26 protein-coding genes are annotated in these 24,747 nt (G+C 32.1%); 4 read left to right on the top strand and 22 right to left on the bottom strand.

Annotation, left to right across the window (positions count from 1 at the left end):
- Nucleotides 1–110: 110 nt before the first annotated feature.
- The 15 genes from PHI88_00005 to dnaA all read right to left on the bottom strand — a co-directional run bounded on the left by PHI88_00005 (nt 111) and on the right by dnaA (nt 16,335).
- A complete protein-coding gene (locus PHI88_00005) occupies nt 111–1,058 on the bottom strand; it encodes a 5'-3' exonuclease H3TH domain-containing protein (protein MDD5551541.1) in 948 nt (315 codons plus the stop codon).
- On the bottom strand, nt 1,055–1,567 hold the full coding sequence (locus tag PHI88_00010; protein MDD5551542.1) for a tRNA (adenosine(37)-N6)-threonylcarbamoyltransferase complex ATPase subunit type 1 TsaE: 513 nt from the start codon (nt 1,565–1,567) through the stop codon (nt 1,055–1,057). Before PHI88_00010 ends, PHI88_00005 begins: the two co-directional genes overlap by 4 nt.
- The gene (murD, locus tag PHI88_00015) at nt 1,568–2,815 is read right to left on the bottom strand and encodes a UDP-N-acetylmuramoyl-L-alanine--D-glutamate ligase (protein ID MDD5551543.1); all 1,248 of its coding nucleotides are present in this window, start codon (nt 2,813–2,815) and stop codon (nt 1,568–1,570) included.
- Between the two features lie 15 nt (nt 2,816–2,830).
- Nucleotides 2,831–3,598 (bottom strand): glutamate racemase, encoded by a 768-nt coding sequence (gene murI / locus PHI88_00020; protein ID MDD5551544.1) that lies wholly within the window; start codon nt 3,596–3,598, stop codon nt 2,831–2,833.
- The gene (locus tag PHI88_00025) at nt 3,595–5,028 is read right to left on the bottom strand and encodes an ATP-grasp domain-containing protein (protein ID MDD5551545.1); all 1,434 of its coding nucleotides are present in this window, start codon (nt 5,026–5,028) and stop codon (nt 3,595–3,597) included. Before PHI88_00025 ends, murI begins: the two co-directional genes overlap by 4 nt.
- Nucleotides 5,012–6,070 (bottom strand): YheC/YheD family protein, encoded by a 1,059-nt coding sequence (locus PHI88_00030; protein MDD5551546.1) that lies wholly within the window; start codon nt 6,068–6,070, stop codon nt 5,012–5,014. The genes PHI88_00025 and PHI88_00030 overlap by 17 nt, the downstream gene beginning before the upstream one ends.
- A 5-nt stretch (nt 6,071–6,075) precedes the next feature.
- Entirely contained in the window at nt 6,076–7,437 is a 1,362-nt protein-coding gene (locus PHI88_00035) for a sugar-transfer associated ATP-grasp domain-containing protein (GenBank protein MDD5551547.1), read from the bottom strand.
- Nucleotides 7,438–7,440: 3 nt separating this feature from the next.
- On the bottom strand, nt 7,441–8,106 hold the full coding sequence (locus PHI88_00040; protein ID MDD5551548.1) for a 7TM domain-containing protein: 666 nt from the start codon (nt 8,104–8,106) through the stop codon (nt 7,441–7,443).
- A 105-nt stretch (nt 8,107–8,211) separates the two neighbouring features.
- Nucleotides 8,212–8,694 (bottom strand): crossover junction endodeoxyribonuclease RuvC, encoded by a 483-nt coding sequence (gene ruvC / locus PHI88_00045; GenBank protein ID MDD5551549.1) that lies wholly within the window; start codon nt 8,692–8,694, stop codon nt 8,212–8,214.
- A gap of 4 nt (nt 8,695–8,698) precedes the next feature.
- Nucleotides 8,699–9,415: a YebC/PmpR family DNA-binding transcriptional regulator gene (locus PHI88_00050; GenBank protein MDD5551550.1), complete on the bottom strand. Its 717-nt coding sequence runs from the start codon at nt 9,413–9,415 to the stop codon at nt 8,699–8,701.
- 11 nt (nt 9,416–9,426) lie between these two features.
- The gene (locus tag PHI88_00055) at nt 9,427–10,875 is read right to left on the bottom strand and encodes a lamin tail domain-containing protein (GenBank protein ID MDD5551551.1); all 1,449 of its coding nucleotides are present in this window, start codon (nt 10,873–10,875) and stop codon (nt 9,427–9,429) included.
- Between the two features lie 234 nt (nt 10,876–11,109).
- The gene (locus PHI88_00060) at nt 11,110–12,810 is read right to left on the bottom strand and encodes a GspE/PulE family protein (protein ID MDD5551552.1); all 1,701 of its coding nucleotides are present in this window, start codon (nt 12,808–12,810) and stop codon (nt 11,110–11,112) included.
- A gap of 213 nt (nt 12,811–13,023) precedes the next feature.
- Nucleotides 13,024–13,677, bottom strand: coding sequence for a deoxyribose-phosphate aldolase (gene deoC / locus PHI88_00065; protein MDD5551553.1), 654 nt, complete (start codon nt 13,675–13,677; stop codon nt 13,024–13,026).
- 16 nt (nt 13,678–13,693) lie between these two features.
- Nucleotides 13,694–14,812, bottom strand: coding sequence for a DNA polymerase III subunit beta (gene dnaN / locus PHI88_00070; GenBank protein ID MDD5551554.1), 1,119 nt, complete (start codon nt 14,810–14,812; stop codon nt 13,694–13,696).
- 170 nt (nt 14,813–14,982) lie between these two features.
- Nucleotides 14,983–16,335, bottom strand: coding sequence for a chromosomal replication initiator protein DnaA (gene dnaA, locus PHI88_00075; GenBank protein ID MDD5551555.1), 1,353 nt, complete (start codon nt 16,333–16,335; stop codon nt 14,983–14,985).
- A gap of 252 nt (nt 16,336–16,587) precedes the next feature.
- Here dnaA and rpmH point away from each other — a divergent pair, with 252 nt between their 5' ends.
- The 4 genes from rpmH to PHI88_00095 all read left to right on the top strand — a co-directional run bounded on the left by rpmH (nt 16,588) and on the right by PHI88_00095 (nt 18,358).
- Nucleotides 16,588–16,722, top strand: coding sequence for a 50S ribosomal protein L34 (rpmH, locus tag PHI88_00080; GenBank protein ID MDD5551556.1), 135 nt, complete (start codon nt 16,588–16,590; stop codon nt 16,720–16,722).
- 1 nt (nt 16,723) lies between these two features.
- Nucleotides 16,724–17,062 carry a ribonuclease P protein component gene (gene rnpA, locus PHI88_00085; GenBank protein MDD5551557.1) on the top strand — a complete coding sequence of 113 codons (339 nt, stop codon included), beginning with the start codon at nt 16,724–16,726 and terminating at the stop codon, nt 17,060–17,062.
- 60 nt (nt 17,063–17,122) lie between these two features.
- Complete coding sequence (locus PHI88_00090) at nt 17,123–17,881, top strand: YidC/Oxa1 family membrane protein insertase (protein ID MDD5551558.1); 759 nt, start codon at nt 17,123–17,125, stop codon at nt 17,879–17,881.
- Nucleotides 17,882–17,959: 78 nt separating this feature from the next.
- Nucleotides 17,960–18,358, top strand: a complete 399-nt coding sequence (locus PHI88_00095) for a hypothetical protein (GenBank protein MDD5551559.1) — start codon at nt 17,960–17,962, stop codon at nt 18,356–18,358.
- A 64-nt stretch (nt 18,359–18,422) separates the two neighbouring features.
- Here PHI88_00095 and PHI88_00100 read toward each other — a convergent pair whose 3' ends face one another.
- Genes PHI88_00100 through PHI88_00130 form a run of 7 tightly spaced genes read right to left on the bottom strand, consistent with a single transcriptional unit; the run spans nt 18,423 to nt 24,743 of the window.
- Nucleotides 18,423–19,418, bottom strand: a complete 996-nt coding sequence (locus PHI88_00100; GenBank protein ID MDD5551560.1) for a glucosaminidase domain-containing protein — start codon at nt 19,416–19,418, stop codon at nt 18,423–18,425.
- A gap of 4 nt (nt 19,419–19,422) precedes the next feature.
- On the bottom strand, nt 19,423–20,574 hold the full coding sequence (locus PHI88_00105) for a hypothetical protein (GenBank protein MDD5551561.1): 1,152 nt from the start codon (nt 20,572–20,574) through the stop codon (nt 19,423–19,425).
- A gap of 17 nt (nt 20,575–20,591) precedes the next feature.
- Nucleotides 20,592–21,242 (bottom strand): Ig-like domain-containing protein, encoded by a 651-nt coding sequence (locus PHI88_00110; GenBank protein MDD5551562.1) that lies wholly within the window; start codon nt 21,240–21,242, stop codon nt 20,592–20,594.
- A complete protein-coding gene (locus PHI88_00115; GenBank protein ID MDD5551563.1) occupies nt 21,239–21,937 on the bottom strand; it encodes a hypothetical protein in 699 nt (232 codons plus the stop codon). Before PHI88_00115 ends, PHI88_00110 begins: the two co-directional genes overlap by 4 nt.
- Nucleotides 21,928–22,458 carry a hypothetical protein gene (locus PHI88_00120; GenBank protein ID MDD5551564.1) on the bottom strand — a complete coding sequence of 177 codons (531 nt, stop codon included), beginning with the start codon at nt 22,456–22,458 and terminating at the stop codon, nt 21,928–21,930. The genes PHI88_00115 and PHI88_00120 overlap by 10 nt, the downstream gene beginning before the upstream one ends.
- A gap of 12 nt (nt 22,459–22,470) precedes the next feature.
- Nucleotides 22,471–23,661: a M15 family metallopeptidase gene (locus PHI88_00125; protein MDD5551565.1), complete on the bottom strand. Its 1,191-nt coding sequence runs from the start codon at nt 23,659–23,661 to the stop codon at nt 22,471–22,473.
- Nucleotides 23,661–24,743, bottom strand: a complete 1,083-nt coding sequence (locus PHI88_00130; protein MDD5551566.1) for a M23 family metallopeptidase — start codon at nt 24,741–24,743, stop codon at nt 23,661–23,663. Before PHI88_00130 ends, PHI88_00125 begins: the two co-directional genes overlap by 1 nt.
- Nucleotides 24,744–24,747: the final 4 nt, after the last annotated feature.

A 24,747-nucleotide genomic window follows, 5' to 3' on the forward strand; every position in this document is an offset into this window, starting at 1 on the left:
ATGCCCAAAATTATAAAAGCGCCTATAATTAATCTTCTTATAAGCATAATAAAATTAGATTCTCTCTGAAGTTCTTCTTCTTTTGTCATTTTCTAAAAAAATAGTTCTTTTTAAAAAAGTTTACCATCTCTGTTTTCTTTTATAAACCCTTCTTCTTTGTGAGAAATTTCTCCTTTCAATTCTGGGATTCTTTTTATTAGACTATAAAATCCATATTTCTTGAAATATTTTTCTACCTCTTTTTCATCCAAAACAGAAAATTTAGCATTTTTTAACTTAAAATTTACCGGGACGTCTTCCCTTGCTCTTGCCAATAATTGAGAAAAAAACACTTGTTCTTTTTGGTCAAGAAGAATTTTTTTAATACGATCTTTCACTTCTTTGACTCGACCAGATTCTATCTCTTTGTAAAGATTTTCTAAATTTTTGAACCTCTTTAAAAGCTCAACAGCGCTTTTCTTGCCAATCCCTGTAGCGCCAGGAATATTATCTGAAGGATCTCCAGCTAAAGCTTTAAAATCTACCATTTGCGTTGGTAAAATATCAAATTTCTCAACCACTCCTTTTTTGTCAAAAATAACTGTTTCTTTTATCCCCTTTCCTAAGGTATATACTTTAGTATTTTTATCTACCAATTGAAGTGTGTCATAATCTCCTGTTAATATATATATTTCAATTTCTGGATGTATCTGCTCTTTTAGGGTTTTTTTCGTAATAGTTGCAATAATGTCGTCTGCTTCAAAACCAACTTTTTCAAAAACTGGGACAGGTAGAGATGATAAAATTTCTTTTATTTTGGGAATTTGTTCACAAAGCTCACTGGGAGTTTTTTCTCTTTTTGCTTTATATTTTTTAAATTTCTTATGACGAAAAGTAGGAGAGGGGGTATCAAAAGTCGCAACTACAAAATTCGGCCTTAAATCGTTTATTGCTTTTAAAAAAGTAAGTAAAAAACCATAAACAGCGCCAGTCTGCTCTCCTTTTTCGTCCGTTAATGGAGGTAAGGCGTGAAACGAACGATGCAAAAGTGCGTTTGAATCAATAATAAGTAACTTCATAAATTAACCATCCTAATCTTACGCTTTTTATCATTAATAAAATCAAATTTAATATAAATAGTGCCTCTTGGTAAAATTTTTTTTATTTTATCTCCCCACTCAACAAGAACGATATTTTCAGGAAATTTAACAATATCTTTCCACCCAAGAGCCAAAATCTCCTTCGGGTTTTGAATTCTATAACAATCTAAATGAAAAAAATATCTAAACTTACAATTTTCAACTTTCAACCTACAATTATTCCGTCGTTTAATATCTGTTGTCTGTTGTTTGTTGTTTATCGGTATCCGATATTTTCTCATTATAACAAAAGTAGGGCTTTTAATCTTTTCTTTTAAATTTAATCCTCTAGCAAATCCTTTTGTAAAAGTTGTCTTGCCTCCCCCAAAATCTCCCTCAAGAGAAATAACCGTGGCATTGGATTTTAGTTTTTTTTTCAATAAGTTTTCTGCCAGGTCTCTACCAATATTTTGAGTCTCTTTAGAGGAGACGGAAACAATTTTTATCATTTAGGTTATTGTTTTTATTGCTTCTTTAAATTTCCTTCCTCTATCAAACTCATTTTTGAAAAGATTAAAACTTGCAGCAGCGGGAGACAATAAAACAATATCTCCACTCTGTGCTTCTTTTTTCGCTTCTCTTACCGCTTCTTCGATATTTTCTACTTTTATTGTAGAAACTTCACTTTTTATTTTATTGCTTGCGCTGCCAGGTAATAAAATTAATGTTTTTATCTCTTTTTTTATAAATCGAGTAAATTGTTCAAAGTTTAAATTTTTATCTTCGCCTCCAGCAATTAAAATTATGTTACCAAGAGGTTCTTTTTCTTTTAATTTTTCCATGGAATAAATGGTAGCGTTTGGATGTGTGGCACAAGTATCATTGTAAAACTTTATACCGTCAATTTCTTCAACAAACTCTAATCTACCCTCAAGACTCTCAAAATTATTTATTACCTCTTCTATTTTTCTAGAATTAATATTATATATAGCACTTACAGCTTTTGCAGCTTCATTATTCCCTCCCTTGAAAAATACGATTTTGGACTTTACTTGGGGAAAAAATTCCTTAAGATTTTCGTTTAAAATCAAATAATCGTTTTCTTTCTGGAATTTAAATATAATTTTTTTTGCGTCTACGTAATCCTTAAAGTCTCTATATCTATTAAGATGTTCTGGAAAAATATTTGTGATAACTGCAATATGAGGGCTTTTTTTATGGGGTAGGAGCCCTTCTAGCTGCCAACTTGATAACTCCAAGACGACAATTGTGTCTTTTTTTATTTTTCCCAAAATGTCCAAAACCGATACTCCAATATTGCCACCCAAAATTACGTTTTTAAATTTTGTCTTAAGAATTTTTTGAATCAAGACTGCGGTTGTAGATTTCCCCTTACTACCAGTAACTCCAATGATAGGGGCTTTACATAATTCAAAAAAAATACCGATATCTGTTTCTATTGGCACTTTGTTCTTCCTAGCAATTTCAAGATATTGAGAGTTGTTTGGTATGCCTGGCCCCTTAATTACAAAATCAACGTTCGTAAAATCTTCTCTTCTGTGTTTTCCTAATATAAAATCTATTTTTTGTTTTTTTAAACTATCAACTGATTCTGCTAGATCAGTTTCAGTTTTAATATCAGTCACTGTTACTCTTGCCCCTGATTTAGATAAAAACTTTGCGGTGCCAACACCACCTCCCATCACACCTAACCCAAAAATTGTTACTTTTTTGTTCTTAAAATCTTCTATTTTCATAAAGTTACTAATGTATTAATTAATAATCTGATAAGGCACTTTTTTATTAAAAATCTTCCTACTTATCTTATTAAAACTGTATCCTTCGTCACTTAAAAAAACTTTCAGGGAAAATTTTTTTTCTTTCTTATTCTCTAAAGATTTTACAACCTCGGATGCAACAGTGTCTGCAGAATCAATTATTTTAACATTTTTACCGATTATTTTTGAAATTGATTTCTTTATTAAGGGATAATGGGTACACCCTAAAATTAAAACGTCTATGTCTTTTTTCTTCAAAAAAGAAAGGTATCTTTTTAAAACTAAATCTATAATCCTGCCCTCTAACAATCCCTCTTCTATTAAAGGAACTAATAAGGGACATTTTTTAGAATATATTTTTATTTTGTTTTTTGAAAGTCTGTTTACTTTTTTCTGATAAGCTCGGCTTCTTATCGTACGAGGAGTTGCTATTACCCCAATTTTTCTTTTCTTTGTAAATTTAATCGCCTCCTTTACGGCTGGTCCTACTACCTCAAAAACAGAAACATTTATTTTTCTTTTTATAGAACTTGCTGCTATAGCAGAAGAAGTATTACAAGCAATAACTATGGCTTCTGCACCATTTCTAATTAGAAAATCCGTGTTTTCAAAAGAATATCTTAAAACTGCTTTCTTGCTTTTTGTTCCATAAGGAACTCTTGCTGTATCACCAAAATATAAAATTTGGGCATTGGGAATCTTTTTTAAAATAGACTTAGCTACAGTAAGGCCTCCAAGACCCGAATCGAAAATACCAATCATACTTTAAAAGATTTTCTTATTTCAAGGGTTGCTGCTTTTAAAAATTCTTTCGTATCTTTATTTACCGTACGCAAATCACTACCCAAAACACTACTTTTATTTAAAATTCTTAATCTTTGAGATCCTTTTATTATACTCCCCTTTTTTTGAATGCCGTCAGTAAAAAGATACTCATTTTCGTTCTTAAGATCAGAAAATTTATAAGTATCTTTTATAAATTTTAAATTTATTTTCTTTCCTTTTTTGTCTTTTTTATAAATACCAGCCCTCAGTTCTGTTTTTTGTATTGCTTTTTTATTAAAAGGATTGTGTAAATACATTTGAGAGCCTTCTTTTTTCTTCCACATTTGCTCATTAATTTTGTCTATATTTATGTTATAAGAAACTTTTGTATATTCTAATAAATGGAAAGCAATTATTGGTAACTCGCCATTCTCAACTTGAACCATCGTAAGAGCCGGAAAAGAAGCAAGCAACCTTGGATTGCATTCAACAACATACAATTCTTCTTTTTTAGCGTCTAATATAAAATCCAGCCCAAAAATTCCCTTATAACCCTCTTTTTTAAAATAACTGCCTATTTTATCAACCACTTCTTTTGCTTGTTTTAAAACTTTGTCTGAAAAAGGCAAAGACCAATCATGTCCGCAAAAAAGTCCTCCTCTTCCTGGATTTCTATTTAACAATGGCTCGTCGCAAATTTGATATTGTGGACGTGTTGATAAAACACCATGTCTTGTAACACATCCAGTCATACTAGGAGAAGGCCCTTTTATAAGCTTTGTAATTATAAATTCTTCTGTTTCTTCTCTTCTTAAAAGCTGCTTTGCGGTATTAAAGCTTCTTTGGTCTTTTACAAAAAAAGTTCCCTTACCCCCTCCTTTTTGAGGATGCTGCATCACAAAAGGAAAACCAAATTCTTTTTTAAAGTCTCTCAGTTTGCGATTAGCTAAAAAAGAAATTGGAACAATTCTCCCAGGCGGAACCTTTATCCCAATTCCCTCTAAAATTCTTCTAAATTTCACTTTATTTTCGAGAAATTTTTTCCCAAAACAGAAAGGAGCAACTGCGAGTTCAAAATTATTCTTTTCTGCTTCTCTTTCCATTTTTATTGATGTTTTATAAACCAAAATTATTGGTTTTTTATCGCCTGATTTTTTGTGTAAAAATTCCTGAACTCTTGAGTGACAAATTATACTAGTTGAATTTCTCGGTTTTATTCTCCTTCCAATTTCCTTCTCTAAACAAAAAACCGGTAAGTCTTTCTTTATAAAGTCTGTTTCTTTTGAATCATAAAGTGATATAAGTTCATAGTCCCCAATAAAATTTTCAGGGCCAAGTCTTTCAAAAGCATAAACAGAAACGCCAAAAATAGGTATTTTTATTTTTTTAAAAATTCTCTTAAGATCGATATCATTTTTTATTTCCATAGTAATATTTTGCAAACAAAATAGGCCAAAATGTCATTTTTCTTCTCATTTTTTCTAACTCCTTTTTATAAAAAATTTCGGGGCTAGGTTTCGAATTTATTTCCAAAAGCCAAGCTCTACCTTTTTCGTCTATCATAAAGTCAAAACCAATTTCTGCCACTATCCCATCCACTTCTTTTTCTAAAAACTCTCCTATTTCTATCGCCGTTGATTCTATCTTTTTTATAATATTATCCTTTTTTTGTGGAAAAACTTTTCCTATCGCATATTCGCCATTAAACATTTCTCCTCCGGCTGCAATATTACATAAAAAACTGCCCTTGCCCGCTACTCTCGCTCCTATACCACCAATTTCCCAATCTTTCATTTTCTGGAGGGTCAACCGAATATCAAAAACGTTATTTTCAAATTTAGCTGAGTTTATTTTAGGCTGAATTATATAGTTATTATTTCTCCAAAGCTCTAAAATCACGGATTCTATATCTTGAAGATTTTTTAATTTTTCTGTTTTTATTTTAAATTCTCCGCCCTCTCTTTTCTTATAGCTTGCCAAAAAAAATCCATTATTTTTTTTGATCTCAATGACCCCAGTTCCTTCTTGCCCCCAGATGGGTTTTAAAATTAAAGTTCCGTATGTTTTGAGTAATTTTCTAATTTTTTTCTTATCATAAAAAAAAGTTGGGACAACACATTCTTTAATACTTTCTTTGTCCTTTAAAAATTCATTCAATTTCCACTTGTTCCCAACTACTCTAATTAACCCGTAATCATTGAAAATAGGTAATCCTTCTTTTTTACATTTTTTATGAAAATTTTTAAAAATAATTTTTTCTTCTTTCCTCTGGCTATAACATTTATCATGTATAATATCAGTTGTTTTTTTTATCTTCCCAAAATTTCTAAAATCTTCAAAATCAATTATCTTTATTTTAATCCCAAAAATCTTGGCATTTTTCGCCATCTCTACGGCTTGGTTAATCTGCCCTTTTTCAGAATAAGCTAAGACAGCTGGTTTTGACCTGACTAAAATACCTAATGTCATATTAATTATCTAGTTAAATAACGAGTCTTTGAAGGGTCTATAATAAATTTGGATAAATCTCTCCTCCCTATAATTATCTCGTATCTCATTTGTGATCTATCTGCTATAAAAACCTCTGTATCAACTTTTTCGCCTTTAAGATAAAAAGTTACAGGAACAACAGGTCTAATTTCTTCCCCTAAAGACGATCTTACTACTTTTTTTGTTACAAATCTTTCAATATTTAATTTTCTTATAACGTCTATTGACATAGAAGTTCTAAAAGCACCTGTGTCAATTTTGGCTAATTTTTTATATTTCTTTTCAATTTCTTTCCCTTTTTTTGTTTCTTTGTAGGGAATCTCAATTTCTTCAATCACGCCCAAGACTTTTTTACCAAATACTTCTTCTTCTTCATATTCTTCCTCTCCAAAAAGCTGCTGAGCTATTCTTATCCCCCTTTCCTCTGATTTTAAAGAAAGCCCCTTTATTCTTTTTAACCTTTCTTCAAGCCCTGCCATATTTGCTATTTGGACCTGAAGACCTGGCCTTAAATTCACCTCAAGAACAACAGGACCTTTTTCCCGATCAATTGTAATATCCACTCCTAAAAATTTTGCCTTAAGATGCTTTTGGATAGAAACTGCAAGGTTTAAACTTTTTTTGAAATACGGAACTTGTATCCCTCTTAAAAGATATCTGGTTCCGGGATAATAATCAATAAAATCTCTGTGATGAACAGCGCTTAAAGTCTTGCCTGTGACAAGATCGATCCCTACTCCTATTGCACCATCATGTAAATTTGCCCTTCCTCTAGATTCTTTTGTTGGTAATCTTAGCATAGCCATAACCGGAACCCCTTCGAAAACCACAATTCTTGTATCTGGAATTCCTTTCCATATATAGGGCTTTAATTCTTTGCTAACTTTTGCTCTTTCTTCAAAAAAGGCTATATCTGGTACATAAGATAAAGAAAAATTACCCTCAAGAATATCAAAAACATGGGCCTCAAGTTCTTCTTTGGTAACGAGGGTACCGTCTGCTCTTATCCAAATTAAATTTTCACTTTTAATATTTTTATTTTCTTCCTCTTTTTGTTTATAAAATTTCTTTTTTCTGCCATAAAGGACCATAATCCCTCCTCCTCCAAAACCCCTGTTTGGTTTTAAGGCAAAAGAGTCTGGTAACAAATCCCAATTAAAATTAAAAAGTTCTTTTCTTGTTTTTATAACGCCAACCGTATCAAGAACAGGAATTCCTTTTTTTGATAAAAACTCCTTTGTCTGTAGTTTTGAATCTAAAATGCGACGACTTTTTTTTGTCGTCTTGATATATTTTTGATTCCTAGCGTTAATGCCAAGAACTCCATGAGTAGAAAATATAGCCATAAATTACTTTTTCCTAGATGCAGATTCTAAGTATTCCAAAAGTTCCCTGAAACGAAAGTATTCGCTTAATCTTAAACCCGTCCATCTGCCAAGAATATAATTTAAAAGAAAAATGAAAAATATTGCGAGCAAAGAAAAGCTTAAAATAATCTGCTGTAAAAAGCCCCAATTTATTATAAAATAAGATATAACTGCTAATGCCAGGGTTTCTATTGTCATTAAAATAGCTGCCTTATCGCCTCGTTCAATTTGAGCCGAAACAAAACGTTCGACTATAAGAGTCATAACTAAAATGGGGAAAATAGAAATAACATAAAGCCCTTCTAATTTAAAATAACTCCCTAAAAGGAACAATAAAAATACCGCAAAGGTTACGCCTGTTAAAATCATCGCCATACGCGGTAAATAAAGTATTCTTATTTTTTTCATCAAAATACGGAAAAAGGTTCCTGCTAAAATAACAACAAAAAAGATAAGAATCCCATATTTTAGCTCTGTAACAACAAATGCATATGCTAAAATTAAAGTAATATAAATACCAAAACCTCTAATGCCGATGATTTGTCTTGCAGCGGCGATAAAAGTTGCGACAACAGGAAGCATTAAAACTAAAGCTACTGTCTGTTCAGAAACTCCGAAACTTACAATTTGTTGAACTAAAAAATCCATAATTTTATTGAGCAACGCGATATAAAATTAATGCGTCAGCTCCATAATTTTATTGAGCAACGCGATATAAAATTAATGCGTCAGCTCCATAAATTTTTATGTTTATTATTTTATTTTATATGCTGCGCAAATTGCAATAGCTAAAGCGTCAGCAGCATCATCTTTTTTTATTTTTTCTAATTTTAACATTTTTTTTACCTTTTTTTCTACCTCTTTTTTTTGAGCGCGACCATTATTTGTTAGGGCCTTTTTAACTTCAAGGGGAGCATACTCATAGACAGGAATCTTCATTTTTTCAAAAGTTAAAAGAATAACTCCTATCGCCTGACTTACTTTCATAGCGGTTTTGAAATTTTGAAAAAAAAATAATCTCTCAACAGCTGCGCAGTCTGGCTTATGCTCTTTTACAATCTTCTTTATTTTCTTTTCGAGAATGCATAGTCTTTTAAGAAAATCTTCATTGGCATCCGTCTCAATACAACCATAGTCAAAACATTTAAAAATCTTCGGTCGTGAACCTTTTTTCGTCACCTTTACGATACCATAACCAGTTGTCGCGGTCCCGGGATCTATACCTAATATTAACATGCTGTTATGTTTTTAAGTCAGAATATATTTCTTGAACGTCTTCATTCTCGTCTAAAGAATTAAATAACGTTTCTAATTTATTTTTCGTTTCTTCGTCTGTTTCTATCTCCTCTTTTGGTAAAAATTCTATTGAAGAACTTTCAATGTCTATTTTCTTCTCTTCTAATTTTTTCTTTAAGTCTTCAAATTTTTCGGGCTTAATATAAATTTCTAAAATATTTTCTTTTTCTTTGATATCCTCTGCTCCTTCTTCGATTGCCAAAAGCTCTAATTCTTCTTTTTCCTTTTTATCAAATTTAAAAGATATTACTCCTTTCTTCTTAAACTTCCAAATGACACTACCGCTTGCCATCTTTCCTCTAAAATTTTCTATAATTTTTTTAATCTCAGAAAGAGACCTATTTTTATTATCTGTTACTGCTTGGATTAAAATACTTACGCCTCCAGGGCCAAAAGCTTCCAATAAAAGTTCTTCTAAAATTGCCCCCTCAATTTCTCCTGTGCCTTTTTTAATAGCTCTTTCTATGTTGTCTTGAGGCATGTTAAAACTTTTTGCCTTATCAATCGCCATTTTAAGATTTGTATTCATCTCGGGCTTACCCCCTCCTTCTTTAGCTGCAATAGAAATTAATCTTGCTAATTTTGAGAAAATTTTCCCTTTCTTTTTGTCTTCAATTGCTTTTTTATGTTTAACTTTACTCCACTTGGAATGGCCAGACATAATTTTAAAATTTAATTATTTTCTATTTTAACTTCTATTTTGCCCGCTGATAAAATACCCTCTTTTAACCTTCTCCTTAACCTTACTAATCCTAACCCAAAAAAACCAGAAAATAAAGTCACAATACTTGCCCCAATAATTAAAGGGTTTTTTGCGCTTTTTATTTCTGCTAAAAGATTTTCGCTTAAGATTTCTTTTTTGTCTAAAGGACTATTTGCCCCTCCTTGTTGGAAAGAAGTTTGGGGTTTTTCTTTATTTTCATCTTTATTATTAGAATCTTCCTGAAGGTCTAAATTTTTTTTAGAAGAGGAAACTAAACTGCTGTTTACTTCTTCCTCTAAACTAACTTCTGCTCCCGAAATTACATTTCCTGCCCCTGGCGTTTCCAGCCCAGAATAAAAATAATTATTATCTTTCCTGACAACACTACCATCAAATTCCTTATAGCTTATTTGCTGTTTAATGTCTCCTGATGGATAAAAAAGAAAAATAATTCCCCCTTTCTTTTTTACAATTGAACTAGTTAAATTAGACTGTAGTAAAATAAAACTGTGTGGTGAGATATAAGATCCTTTTGAAAATTTAAATTTTATTTTATCTTTTTTATCAGAAATCCCCCAACCAGAAATATCCTGTGCTTTTTCTGATTCGTTTACAACTTCAATCCACTTATCTGTAAGAGAAAATTCTGAAATAAAAATCGAACTCGAATAAATAATAACTTCTATATTATGACTTTTTTCATTTCTTCCATCGCTTATTGTTAATGAAACAATATATCTTCCTGGAAGACTATATCTATAAGAAACAACTTTCCCTTCAGCTGTTGCCCCGTCTCCAAAATTCCATATATACTCTTTAATGTTTCCTTTTGAGCTTGAGGCGTTAAAAGTAATTTCTTTACCCGTTAATGAAATAATCGAAGAGCCCGCATTCGCCTCAAGTAAAATACCTGAGCTTTGTGGGCTCGGAGGATTATTATCAACCCATAAATTCGTTACCTCCGAACCCTTAAAAACTCTTGCCATAGAAATATTTTCTCTGTCTCCAGCAGGCCATTTTTCACTATCTGGGGTTTGATCAACGATAGCTTTTTTATTCCTTAAAACAAGTCTTCCGTTTTGTTTATAATTATTTGACAGAGAAATCGCTGCATAAAAATCACAATAATCTTTTTTAGATGTGTTATCGCAAATCAAAAAATATCCTTTAGCGGGGATAATACCTCTTTCAATTTCTAAGTCCTTGCCACTACTCTTCGCGTTGTCTAAAATCCAGCCCGCAAGATTAATGTTTTTATTGTTTAAATTTCTAAGTTCTACCCACTCTTCACCATCTTGATCTTTGCCCCACATAATTTCGTTTAAAATAACACTACTCGAAGCAGCGTTTGTAAAATTTAGAAGATAAAACAATAAATAAATTAGAAAAGGAAGAACTGTAAAAAATTTTTTCTTCATATAAAATTTTCTCCCTTCGACTAAAAGGGAGCATATACTATTGACAAAGAAAATTTAATATGTTATAAATAAAGCATTGCTGCGGGTTTCGGGTTTTGTCTAGAAAAATAGGTTGGGCCGGTATCAACTAGCCCAATCCTCGGACAAAATTCAAAATTTTCCTTTTTTATTTTTGGATATTTTCTGCCCGCAGTTTTTTATTTGCGGACGTTTATTTATGATATAGAATTTCCCCTAAATACTCAAGGGTCCCGTTACTCTTTCAAGTTCTTCTATGGTTGTAATATTATCTATTACTTTTAAAAGTCCATCTTGTTGAGTGGTGACCATCCCTTCTTCAATAATAGTCTCCCTCATTTCAAAAATAGAAGGAGACATAGTAATTTTTTCTTCTATTTTTGGGGTAATTTTAAACATCTCATAAACGCCTATTCTGCCCTTATACCCAGTGCCAAAACACTCTTCACATCCTTTCGTTTCTAAAATTTTTATCTTTTTAATATCGATTTCTCCTTTATCATCAAGAATCTTTGAAGGAATAATTTCTTTAGGAATTCTTCGCAAGTTTATTTTTATTTTTTCAGCAACTTCATCAGGAACATCTTTTTTAACCGAACACTTACTGCATGCCCTTCGCAAGAGCCTTTGAGAAATAGCAAGATTCAAAGAAGCTGCTACAGAAGCAGAATCAACTCCCATACCAATTAAACGAGGCACTATTCCCGAGGCATCATTTGTATGTAGAGTAGAAAAAACCAAATGCCCGGTAGATGCTGCCTGCATAGCAGTATTTGCAGTCTCTGAGTCCCTTATCTCCCCCACAAGCATAACGTCAGGATCTTGCCTTAAAGCTGCTCTTAGGGCATTAGCAAAATCATAACCCTTTTCGCTATCGATTTGAGTTTGGTCCACATTCTCTAAATGATATTCTATTGGGTTTTCAATGGTCAATATTTTAAGTTCTGTTTTTGCTATTTTTTTGAGGCAAGCATAAAGTGTTGTTGTTTTCCCGGATCCTGTAGGCCCGCATGTTAAAATTAATCCTATTGTTTTTTTCATTTGCTCTAAAATCATTTTTTCGTGCCAAGGATAAAATCCTAAATCCTCAATTGACAAAAGCATGTCAGGATCTAAAATTCTCATCACAATATCTTCTCCGTACTCTCCAGGCACAATAGATACTCTAATTTCAATCTCTTTTTCTTCTAAATTTATGCTAAATCTTCCGTCTTGAGCGATATCATGGATATTAATCTTAAGTTCAGATAATAACTTGACTCTAGATAAAATAGATTGAAAAAATATATTATCGACAGAAATTATGTCATGCAAAATGCCATCGATCCTATAACGAATCTTTACATCCTCGTTCTCTGGCACAATATGAACATCAGAAGAATTAAATTTTAGAGCTGAAGCTAATAACGTCTCGATAAAAAAAGTAGTATTTTTTTTATTTTCTTTTAGTTTTTTTTCCAACTCTTCAAATTTTCCTAACCCACTCTCTATGTCTTTTACTCTTTCTGGAGAAATTTCAATTTCTTTTGCAACTTTTTTTTGGAGACTACGAACTTTTTCATACTCTTTAAAACCTCTTTTAAAAGAAGCCGCTGAGCAAACAAAAACGTCGCTTTCATAACCTTTTTTCTGAAGCTCTGCTAATGCTTCTTTAAGTAAGCTATTTTCTGGATTGGTGGTAACGACTCCAATTTTAGTTCCCGTAAGCTCGAAAGCTAAAAAAAGACCTTCTCTTGATTTTTTTTCGGGAATTTTTGAGAGAGCATCTAATTGAACAGGGGCTCTTAAAAGATTTATATAAGGCAAGTTGAATTTTGCTGCCAAATCCTGAGCCTTTTTTTCTTCTTGAGCTCTTGTTATCAAAAAGACTTTCTGATCTCTGTCCTTTTCTGATTCCTCTTTAGAAGACAAAACCATAATTTAATAAATTAAGAAAAAAATATTCTTCTTATAGCGCCTATTAAAAATAATAGGCCTAAAAAAAGAAAAATATAAGAGCAATGCCAAGTGCCGCACGTTAATCCCCTTGCAAAACCAATGAACGCAGCAATAATAGACAAAAAAAATAAAAAAATAAAAGTCCCTGATTTATCAAGATCTGCCGGAGCTGCCATAATTTTAATTTAATATTTATTTTTTTGATTGTGCCACAATTTCAACGCCACTTGAGGTCCCAATAATATCAGCGCCACTTTTTATCATTTTCCTTGCATCGCTAAAGGTACGAATCGCTCCTGCAGCTTTTATCAAAAGACCAGGAGCTGATTTTTTCATTATCTTTATGTGTTTTGCTTTCTCCTCCAGCTCAGAATTACCTAACGGATCTTTTTCTGTTGCGGTTTTAACACAAATAGCGCCTGCTTTTTTCACTATTTTTGATGCTATTTCTATCTCCTGGTTTGTTAAATATCCACTTCCTATAATCACTTTTGTAGGAGCAATTTTACAAATTTCTTTCAAGTCTTTTAAAACTTTTCCGTATTTTTCGTATTTTAAATCAACCAAATTCATAACAATATCCACTTCGTCTGTTCCGTCTTTTTTTGCCTTTTTTACCATCTTTATTCTTTCTTTGTGACTGGAAAGACCAATTGGCGGATCAATTAAAGTAACCACTTTTATTCCTCCCCCTTTTAATTCTTCTTTTGTTGTTTTTGTCCAAGCTAATCTGACACAAAGGCCTCTAAATTTATATTTTATACATTCTTTGCAACTTTTTTTTATATCTTTTTTTGTCGCATTCTCTTTAATATTTGTATGATCAATATATTTCGCAATATTCATAGATAGTCTTTTATAGCTAAACTGTTTTTGGCATTAAAATATAAAAATAAGTATTATCTCCAACTGGCCTTATTATAATAGGAGAGGTCGCGTCATTAACACCCACTAAAACTTCACTTGAATTCATAATAGAAAGTCCATCGATAAAATATTTCCAATTGAGATTAATTTCCATTTCTTCTCCTTTAATTTTCCCCTTAAGTTGCGATTGGGATTCTCCAATATTAGAAGAAGAAGCTAAAATAGACAACTTGCTGCTTTTGGGATGAAATTTGAGTTTAATGTCTTGAATTTTACTTGAAAAAAGACCTGCTATTTTAATTTTATTATAAATCTCGTCTTTTTTAAAAATAGATTCTGTTTTAATTTTCTTTGGTATGATTTCTTTATACTCAGGAAAACTTCCTTCTATTAATCTTGACACAATATTAATTTGTGGATCTTTTTTATTTTTTGGATTAAAATTAAAGCTTATTTGTGATTTATCAACAATAATACCAACATCACCCTCATATTCTGAAAATATATATCCAATTTCTATTGTTGTTTTTTGAGGAATAATTACTGAAAAATCTTTAATTTTCCCCGAAAGATTAATAGTTTTTTCAGCCAAACGTATACTATCTGTTCCACAAATTATTAATTTATCCTTTTTAAAATTCACTAAAATTCCTGAAATTTCAGTTCTTGTATCTAAAGGAGAAACAATATTAGAAACTTTAGAAAAACCAGAGATTAAATCTTTACTTTTTATATTAGTAATGGTTTTTTCTTTAATTTCAGGTAAAACCGGAAAATCTTTCGGATCTTGGCCTAAAATTTTAGCATTATAATCACCGCACTTTAAATTTACAATAAAATTATCGGTATTAATTTCTACATCTTGTTTTGGTAGGGAGTTTACAAATTCAGAAAAGATTTTTCCAGGAATTGATATTTTTCCTTTTTCTTTAGAATTTACCGGAATAGTTATCAAAATACCAATTTCAAGATTAGTTGAGAAAAATTGTAAATTACCATTTTCAAGAGTTAGTAAAATATTATTTAAAACTGGTAATGTTAAATTTACTCCACAAACTCTAGATGAAATAGAAACAATTTTTTTAAGTTCTTCAGATGATATTTTAAATTTCATATTTTTTATTATTATATTATATTTATTAAATTATTATTACTATTATTATAGTTGGGGAAAAGTGATAAAACTTATTTTTTTCTTTTAATTTAAACGACTTTTTTTATTTTTTTAAATAAGGATTATTTGTGGAAAAACTACTGAAAAATATTAATTACTTTGGGAAAAAATTAAGTACTATATATCCTTTCTTTTAAAACCTCTATATCTTTGATAAATTCCCCATCTTTTTTAATCTTATCCTCAATTTTTTCACAGGCGTAGCCAACGGTTGTGTGATCTTTATTTCCTATTTTAACGCCAATTGATGGTAATGATAAATTTATTTCTTCTCTTAAAAGATACATTATTGTTTGTCTTGGTAATACAACTTCTTTTTTCCTGGTTTTTGATAAGATTTCCCTTTGGGAAATATTATAGAAATCACAAACAGTCTGGATAATTTTATCCGCTGATAATTTTTTTCTTGGCTCTAAAATAATATTTTCAAGAGCATTTTTAACCTTTTCAAAACTTCTTTCTTGTTCAAAAATTATCAAAGCCTTAGTTAAAGCCCCTTCCAATTCCCTTATGTTCTTTTTAATATTTTTGGCTATAAATTCTAAAATTTCCTGAGGTAAAATTCCTCCTCTTTCTTCAATTTTTTCTTCAAGGATAGCCAATCTTTCTTCATAATCAGGGAAACTTATATCTACTATCATTCCGCCTTCAAATCTTGACCTTAATCTTTCTTCAATATTTTCTATAGAATGAGGAGGCCTATCGGAAGATAAAATAATTTGTTTATCATTTTCTTTAACGTTATTAAAAACCCTAAAAAACACTTCTTGGGTTCTTTCTTTACCAGCTAAAAATTCAATATCATCCACAATAAGAACATCGAAATTACTATACATATCAACAACCTTTTCTATGCCTTGGTTCCTTATCGCATTTATGATTTGGCTTGTAAAATTCGGGCAAGGAATATACTTTACTTTTTTCTTTTTTCTTTCATTGATAGTTTCATTCCCTATTGCTTCTAAAATATGAGTTTTGCCAAGCCCTACCCCGCTGTAAATAAATAAAGGATTTATAGATCCTGCTTTTTTTAAAATAGACAAGGCGCAGGCATGGGCTAATTGGTTAAATTGGCCGACAATAAAATTTTGGAAAGTATATTTTGGGTTAAGACCCGAGATTCTGTTTTGATAAAATTCTATTTGGGGTTGTGAAATATCATCAATAAGAGTTTGAGTTTTATTATTTTTAGATCTTCGGAGGTCTAAGTGCCCCGAAGATTTTGATATAACATATTTAATGTTTTGTATGTCGGGAGAAAAATTTTGGAAAGTTTTAAGTAAGTCTTTTTCAAATTTATTATGAAGCCATTCTTTGACAAAAATATTTGGGACAGCAATAGTAACTTGATTATCTTTTTGTTGTTTTATATCAACATCCCGAAACCAGGTTATTAAGTTGGTTTTTGAAAATTTTCGTTCAAGCGAATTAATAACAGAGTGCCACAAGTGTTGGTTGTCCATGGCTTTTTGTGTTTAAATTTAATTAAAGAAAATCGAGAGTTAATTTTAATTTTTCCCCAAAAATTAGTCAAGGTAAAAAGATGGGGAAAACTTGTGGAAATTGGGGATATTTTATTTAATCTAAAATTATAAAGAAGAAGAAACAAATTGCAAGTTTTGTATTTATAATTTTGACATTTACAAGAGAAAAAGATATACTAAAAAAGTTAAAATTCAAAAAAAAGATAAAATAAAAACATTTAAATCGTTCTTATGAGCATAACTTATCAACCCAAAAATAAAAAAAGAAAAAAGACGCACGGTTTTAGAAAGAGATCAAAAACAAAGCCAGGCAAGAAAGTTTTAAAAAGAAGACGAGCAAAAAAAAGAAAAAAATTAACTCATTAAAATGCTCCCTTCTAAGAATCGTCTAAATAAAAAAGAAGTTGAAACCATATTTAAAAAAGGGGAAAGTTTTAAATCAGATTTTTTGCTTTTAAAGATTTCCAAGAGCAAAAAACAATCCCCTCTTCGCTTTTCGGTTATAGTGCCAATTAAAGTATCAAAGAAAAGCACAGAAAGAAACAAAATAAAACGTCGGATAAGAGAAAGCTTAAGAAAAAAAATTAAAAACACTAAAGAAGTAGATGGAATTATAATGGCTTTTCCAGAGATATTAGGTAAGCCTTACCAAGAAATCGATGAAGAACTAGACAAGTTGTTAAAAGCCAGTAATCTTTTGTTATGAGACAAACAGATGATTAAATAAGGAATAATTTTAATTTATAATTTTTAGATAACTTTGAATATGAACCCTCTAACTTTTATTTTTCAGAAAGTTCTCTATCAGCCATTTTTGAATATATTGGTTGTTTTTTACAACCTTCCAATGATTGATTTTGGGCTGGCTATAATTTTATTAACGATTTTAGTAAAGGCAGCGACTTGGAGACTTGATACACATGCTATTTTAAAGCAAAGGGAGGCTCAAATAAAAGGAGCAGAAGTTCAGGAAGAGATGAAAGAACTTCAGGAAAAATACAAAGATGATCCGATGAAACAAAGCGAAGAGATTAGAAAACTTTGGAAAGAAAAGAAGTTTAATCCTTTCTCAAGTTTCGCACCGATGATAGTACAAATAGTTATTTTGATTGCTCTTTTCCAGATTTTAAGAACAAATATTGGCCCTGAGCAGTTAAAGTTACTTTATCCATTTGTAAAAAACCCAGGAGAGATTAATCCTATGTTTTTGGGAATTATAAACTTAGCAAAGGCAAGCCCTGTTTTGGCCGTATTAACCGGCGTTGTGCAGTTTATTTATTCAAAGCTTACTTTTTCCATGCAAAAAAAATATAAGCCAAAAACAAAGAAGAAAGATAAGAAAAAGAAAGAAGGCACTTTCCAAAAAGTAATGCAGAATCAAATGATTTATTTTTTGCCAATATTTACTGTGATTATTTGTCTTACCTTGCCTGCGGCGTTACCTCTTTATTGGTCTTTATCTACTGCGGTTGGTATTTTACAAACAAAAATTGTTTATCGCAAAATAGAAGCCGAAAACAAATAACTCTTGATTTTTTTTGTATATATTGTATACTATTTATAGTTTGAGTATTTTGTTTGCTCTTTAAAAAATAAAATCCTTTTGGATTTTAATTATAAATATATACGATCCTATGGGGAGGTGTCGAAGATGAAGATGTTTGTTTTGATCTTCGTTTGCGTCCTGATAGCTGTAGCAGCTATATTCGTGGCAGGCTGTGGGACGAAAACCTACTACGACAAGGGAGGGAAAGAAGTTCCTCCGCCGGTAAAGCCCACTGAAGACGACATACTAAAGGCCATTGACAAGTATGCCGAGAAGTCAGGTGACTCCTATCAAGTGGTGGACATAAGCGTAGAATGGGGAGACTATTCTCATCAATACACCGCTTACGTGACGGTAGATGCGTGGATTCCAGAAGAAGGAGTTTTCCGCACACAAACAATGATCATAGATTACAATGGCCAGTACTGGTATGTAGAAGGATGTGGCAATATATAAGGAGGTGTATGAGGCGACGAAAGTCGCCTCATTGCTTTTTAATAAAGAAGTAGGTATTAAAAATTTAAAAGGCGTTCATAATAACTCCCACTTCTTCTTCCCATTTTGAATTTCCATTTTTACATTCATAAGTTATTTGGCCACCATCAGAGAGAGTTACTGGTGGATTTTCTCCGAGGTCCCGTTCATAACCACACCACCTTAATCTAAATTCTTTTATGCCAGTTAATCTCTTATACATTTCAGTTCCAGCGTTTTTTGTACACGCCCTTATTCCTTCTTCCCAGGAGCCATATCTTTTGCAAGGGAGACAGGCTATGCCACAAGGATTATTTGTTCCATAAAGCCCATTGCCCGACTGTAGATTTTGAAGGCCCATACTAGTTTCAGCGTTAGCAATGCCAAGCATAAAAGTTGGGTTAACGCCGTATTCTTTGCCCGTTTCAACATAGACATTCCCCTTTCCTATTAATGGGCTTTTAGGAAAGTTTGTTTTTAGATAATTTTCAATTTCCTCAGTCGTGGCTGCATTTGTGTCCCAAATATCAGAAGAGTTCCCACTACTGCTTGAGGGGCTTCCAGAAGAAGGATAATATTTAGACATATATTCTTCCACCATTTCTTTTAAAGAAGGCCCTTCGTAAACATACTCTTTAACGTTTAGGTCTTTTAATGTTAAAAGATTTGGGTTAATTAGCGCTAAAATTGAAGCTGAAAACAATATAATTATAAGCCCTAAGATCGCATTTAATACTTGCTCCCTTCCCTTTTCTAGCTTTGTAGGATTTCCAGAAGATGTCATTAATCGAAGCCCTCCGATTATTAACATTAACATTGCTAAGGCTCCTGCGCTAACTACGGCAAATCTATAAATATAGACAATATAATCAGGAAGAGTAGTTGTTGGGGCCTTGCCAAAAGCTTCTGGGTACTCAACTTCTGGCTCTATTTGAGCATAGGTTGTTTTAGGAGAGGCTAATTCCAAGAAAGATATAATCGCGATTAAAATCAAAAAAAAGGTAAAAGTTTTAGTAACTTTTTTGTATATAGATTTTCGCATTATTTTATTTAATACAGGTACATCTTGGCATTATGTCAAGGTGGTCTGGTGCCGTATAGTAGCCTTTTTCGTATGCATACTCTGCTTCGCAAGCAGAAGTATACCCAAATTTATATCCCTCTAATCTTTTGCAATAATCCATGCAAAAATCATGGTTTCCGCTTCTGCATTCAGGAATATTTTCTAAATTATTCTGTCCTTTAAAATAAGCAGCTGTGGTGCCGTCATTCTTACATAGACAAAAAGCAGGGTTTTTGCCCGAAGCGCTTAATTGAAAAGTTTGCACTGAGCTGAACGAATCTTCATGGGCCTGATAGCAGCTGCAAGCGACTGGATCTCCTCCATCTACATGATTAAGTTTGGTACATTCAGAAGGAAGCCCACCTAATGCTCTGTCTTTTGGCGCTATTACTCCGTATACATTTTTATTATCTTTATGGTATTTTTGACAGAGACCCATGCAAAAGTTACCACAACTATTTGAAAGTCCTCCTTCCCTACCCTGACACTCACAGGTTTCTAAAGGTAGTCCTTCTGTACATTTAAAGTTTTTAAATTCGTCTGCATCAGGAGGACTACAGAGTGCACGAGTTAATAATTTTGCATATGCGCCTGAACTATTAACAGGAAGATCAAAAGAATTCCCCATACTTCCTAATTTTCCGAGCATTATTGAATTTGCGATAGCAATACCATTCGCAGTATAGATAAAATTCCCAGCCATTAAATCTTTTTTTATTTTATCTTCTTCGCCAGCATTACTTAATGTAGGTTCTTTTATGACTACATCTTTCAATCTTACAAGATCCGGGTTGATTGTTCTTAGGACAATATAAATACTAAAAAGAGCAAGTAGGCCTATAATTGAACGTGTTATTTTATCTCTTGCCGCAGCCTTGAGCTGGGGATTGGCAGCTGCGCCTGACCATTCTATACCGCCGATTATTATCATAATTACTGCTAAAAAAGCGCCAACCCAAAAAGAAAATTGATAAACATACTTTATATATTCTGGTAGATTTGGTTCAGGCGGATTCCATGGATAAGTTACCTCCCAGCCTCCCCAATCTGCTGCAAAAGATAAATTAAAAATAAAAAACAGTGCAAAAACAAAAAGAATAGATAAGGCAAAAATGATTTTATTTCTCTTTTTCATATTTTTTATTTTATCCCCTATTTTGTTGGAACGCAAGAAGCATTGCCTTTATCTCCTTGGTACCAAATAATTTTTGTGCTTTTTATGTCAACATTATTTGTTTCTAAATAATTAAGGGCTCTTTTTTTGGCCTGTTTGCAGTCTTTTGAATTAATTATAATTGCAAAAGCGTTTTTATCTTCTAAGAAAGTTAAGTCAAAATATTGGCTAAAAAAAGGGATTTTATTTTCCATTTTAAGCATTAAAGCAGAATCTTGTTTTAAGGAAGCTTCTGTTTCTTTTCCTGTTTTAAAATTAATAACAAACGGTAGCCCCTTGAGGGGCGGATTTTTTTGGTTTTTTGTATTTAGAGTTATCTTGTAATTCTTGTTTTCCTCAAGAAAATTTATTGGTTCTATTTTTAATGTTTTGTTTTCAATAGATGTTTTAAATTCAAAGACAGGAGATGTTTCTATTACAATTCCCTTCATGCTTTTTATTTGCGAATTAAAATATATAAAAACATTTTTATCTATCGGGGCATCGTTGCTGTTATTTGAGGGAGAGCTGTATAATATAGAAGTTTTTGTTTCTTTTGTGAAGGAAGTTCCGCCTAGCAACCAGAACATCACCACAAAAAATAATATAATAGTAAAAATTCCTAAAAAAATTAATAATTTTGTTTTCATCTTTCTTTTTCGTTTTTAATAATAAAATTTGCGGCTTCCAGAATTGTATTTTCCGGAGCATTAGAACTTATTAAATAATAATAAGTTTTTTCATCTCTTTTTGCGTAGCCAAGATAAATAGTGTACGAATATTCTATATCTCTAGTAGACTCATCTATTTGGTTATACTTAAATAAAATCGCCTTTTTACCATTTATAAGGGTTTTTTCCTCTAGTTGATTCTTGGGTAGATAAAAATTATTTTCTAAAAAATAAGGCTTAATTATTGTGCCTTCTATTAAAATAGTTTTTTTGTCTTTATTAAGAACAATAAGCCCATGATCTGAATATGATTTTCCTCCTTTCTTTATAAACTTTGTATTTTTTTCTGATAAGCTTTCGTTATTAACATCGTAATAAATTTCTATTTTTTCAGGAGTTTTTTCTCCTCGCCATAAATTAACCTTAAAAAGTTTATATTCTTTCGGCAGTTTTATAGGATATTTTATAGGCAGATCTGTTAAATTTTGTGCTTTTTTAAAAATATTTATATATTTTTCTTCTGAATTTAATGGATCAAGTCCGTCTTTAAATGATTGAGTAAAAATTAAACCTTCTGGCGCTTTTTCTTTTTTATAGAAAAAAGAAAAAGACAAGATACTTAATATTATTAAAATTAATCCTGTGATAATAAAAATCTTCTTTTTTATTTGCATGTTTTACAATTAGAAACATTAGCAGGGCTATTTTCTTCAATGCTTATGTTTTTTGGGTCTTCTGGTTGCCACTCTATGTCTAATTTTTTATAGTCAACCCCTTTTGACTTTATCCATTCCAATGCTTCTATTTTATACTGAGCATAATCTTCTTTATAGTTTTCAAATTGGTCAGCGTCGTTTAAATAGGCGTGGAGTTTTATTTTATATGATGCTTTATTTTTGCCACTGAGATAATATTTAATTTCAAAATGGTCATTATAATACGGTAAGTATTTAGTTAATGGATTTTTGCTATAAAAATTTTCTAATTGCTTGTCTGCTTTTTTATAATTTACTTCTGATTCTGTGTTTTCTTCGGGGTTTGTGGTTTTCTCGTTTGTGTCTCCCGTGCTTTGTTTTTTTTCTCCAATACCCCCTTGATTTATAAAGAATATAGCGAAAAGTGCAATGATTATAATTAATGCAAGAATTGCAAATAAGAAAGAGATTGTTTGTTTACGTGTATTAAATATGCTCATGTTTTAATTCTTTTATTTCATTATTCCTGGCACCGATGGCTCTTGGGTAGAAAAATGCATTCCGTCGCAGAAGGTATTAAAGTCTCCCATCCCACATTGTTCCTTACAGAGCCCCCAAATTGGCCAGCCATGTTTTTCAAAAACCGTAGCTACTTCAGGAGTAACTTTATATGGTCCATTACCACAATCACCAAAATTATAATTTTCATTTATATCACAAGCAATCCCAAAGCGATGAGCTGATATCGAAGATGAGTTGCCGGAACTAGCGCCTTGTGCTTCTCTGAAACAACCGAGGGTAACGATAGGGTATTTCATCTTGGTAAGTTCTGAGAAAATTGATTTTAAACTACCAACAACCAATTTATGTGCTGTTATTTTTCTTTTTACTTCTGAAGTGCCATTCCAAACCGTAACCTCAAAAGTTTCTAAATATTTATTTACGGCGTTACCATTTCCTCCGTACGCACCAGAGCTTAACATTTCTTTTAGACTAGCATCTAGAGCAGCTTTATCAACGCTTTCTCCTGACACACAATCGTCATTTTTTAATAATTTATAAATTGTCATTGCGCCAATATTTGAATCAGCGTGAGTCATCCCACTGTCTATGCAGCCGTTCCAAGTCATATTTTGGTGTTGTCCATCTAAAAGGTTTACCACATAAGGAGATTTGTCGTACGGAGTATTTTTTGGTTGTCCGGGGCAAGAATTCCCGTTTTTATCTAGCCCATCTCTGTACATGTATCCTCTATTGTAAGCTAAAAATGCATATCCAATAGCATCATCGTTGGGGTTTTCATTCAACTCCATTTTATATACTGATTTTGCTTTGTTTTTAAGAAAATTAGCAGCTGCTAAGGTTGCTTCTTCTAACGTGGTGTATACAGTGCCATTGTCGGGGTTTTTAGTTCCTAATTTTTCACCAGAGACTGGAGATTTTTCAGGACTGCAGCCTCCTTCTCTAAAATGAACCGCTGCTAACATTTGCCAAGGAATTCCTACTTGTTTTGCAGCTTCTTGATATATTGGTTTATTTTGTTCGATTTTTGCTTTAATATCAGAACTTATTTCTGCACCCGCTATTACTGTTTCAACACAATTTGCGTCTCCGCAATAATCTTGAGCAGAAGCCTTAATAAAAATTAGGATTGTTAGCATAGTAACAAAAAAAGTTAATAACTTAATTTTTGTTTTTCTCATCATTTATTTAAAAGCGATCTTAAGAAGGTATGAGGTTCTAAAAGTTGGGTGGGTTTTTGGACGTCATTTCCATACCATTGTGTAGAATTGGTTGTTCCAGCTGTATAAAGCTCAAAATGGCACATCGCACTTCCTCCAGAGGTGTTTGCTATTATATTTCCAATGTGTTGGCCTGATTGTATTTCTTGCCCCATACTAACTAACGGAGTGATTTCTGTATAGTGCGCAACATAGTCTCCGTGGTTAATCATCACACTGTCAGTCCCTGCAAAAAAATTTTTTATTATCAAGACGACTTTTCCTTCTTTTATGGCATAAACCCTACAAGCTTCGGGGGCAGAGGAGGGGTTTGTAATTATTGATCTTGGACAAGTGCCTCGGGGCACGGTTATATCTAAGCCCGCATGCCTTCTGCCGCCACTTCTTTGTGCTCCGAACATGCCTCCATCTGGGCAGCTGGCTCCCGAATTTTGAGAACTGCCTGGAGTATAGCAGGGAGGAGAGTTTATTCTGTTAATTGCTTCTTGAGATGGATTTTTAACTGGGAATCCGTTTCCGCTTAAGTCAGTAGTTGCCCCGTTTGGAGTAGCACAGACTTCTGGCTTCATCATTTCTCCAAAGCCCATTATAAACAGAGGAGCCATAATCATAGTGGCTGCGATTACCAAATAAAGTGTTCTTCTTTCTTTAAGAACAGAGATTACGTTTATTGTCCACATTGGCAGGAGACCTCCTATAAAAGGTATTTGTTCTAAGATGAAAGAAACTATTATTTGTTTTAAGTAGGCTTTTGATTTTCCTAAGACGCCGCTTACCCTTTGTCCCTCGTCTTTTACCTTCTCTGCAGATTTTTTAACACTAGCAGGTCCTTTTGTTGGTGTAGCCCCATGACGTTTTAACCAAGTTCCAATAACTATTGCAGCAATAAGATCTATAAAAACGCTTACGAAGGGTATTGATGCGCTTACAATTAGCTCAAAAAGATTCGCAAAAATATCTGCAAGGTCGCAGATTATTGCGAAAGTTAACATTATAAGAAAAATCGGGCTCAGAGAACTTACTTTATTTTCTTCTTGTTCCATAAAA

This window comes from Candidatus Paceibacterota bacterium, from assembly GCA_028716825.1.
Lineage (GTDB): Bacteria > Patescibacteriota > Minisyncoccia > Minisyncoccales.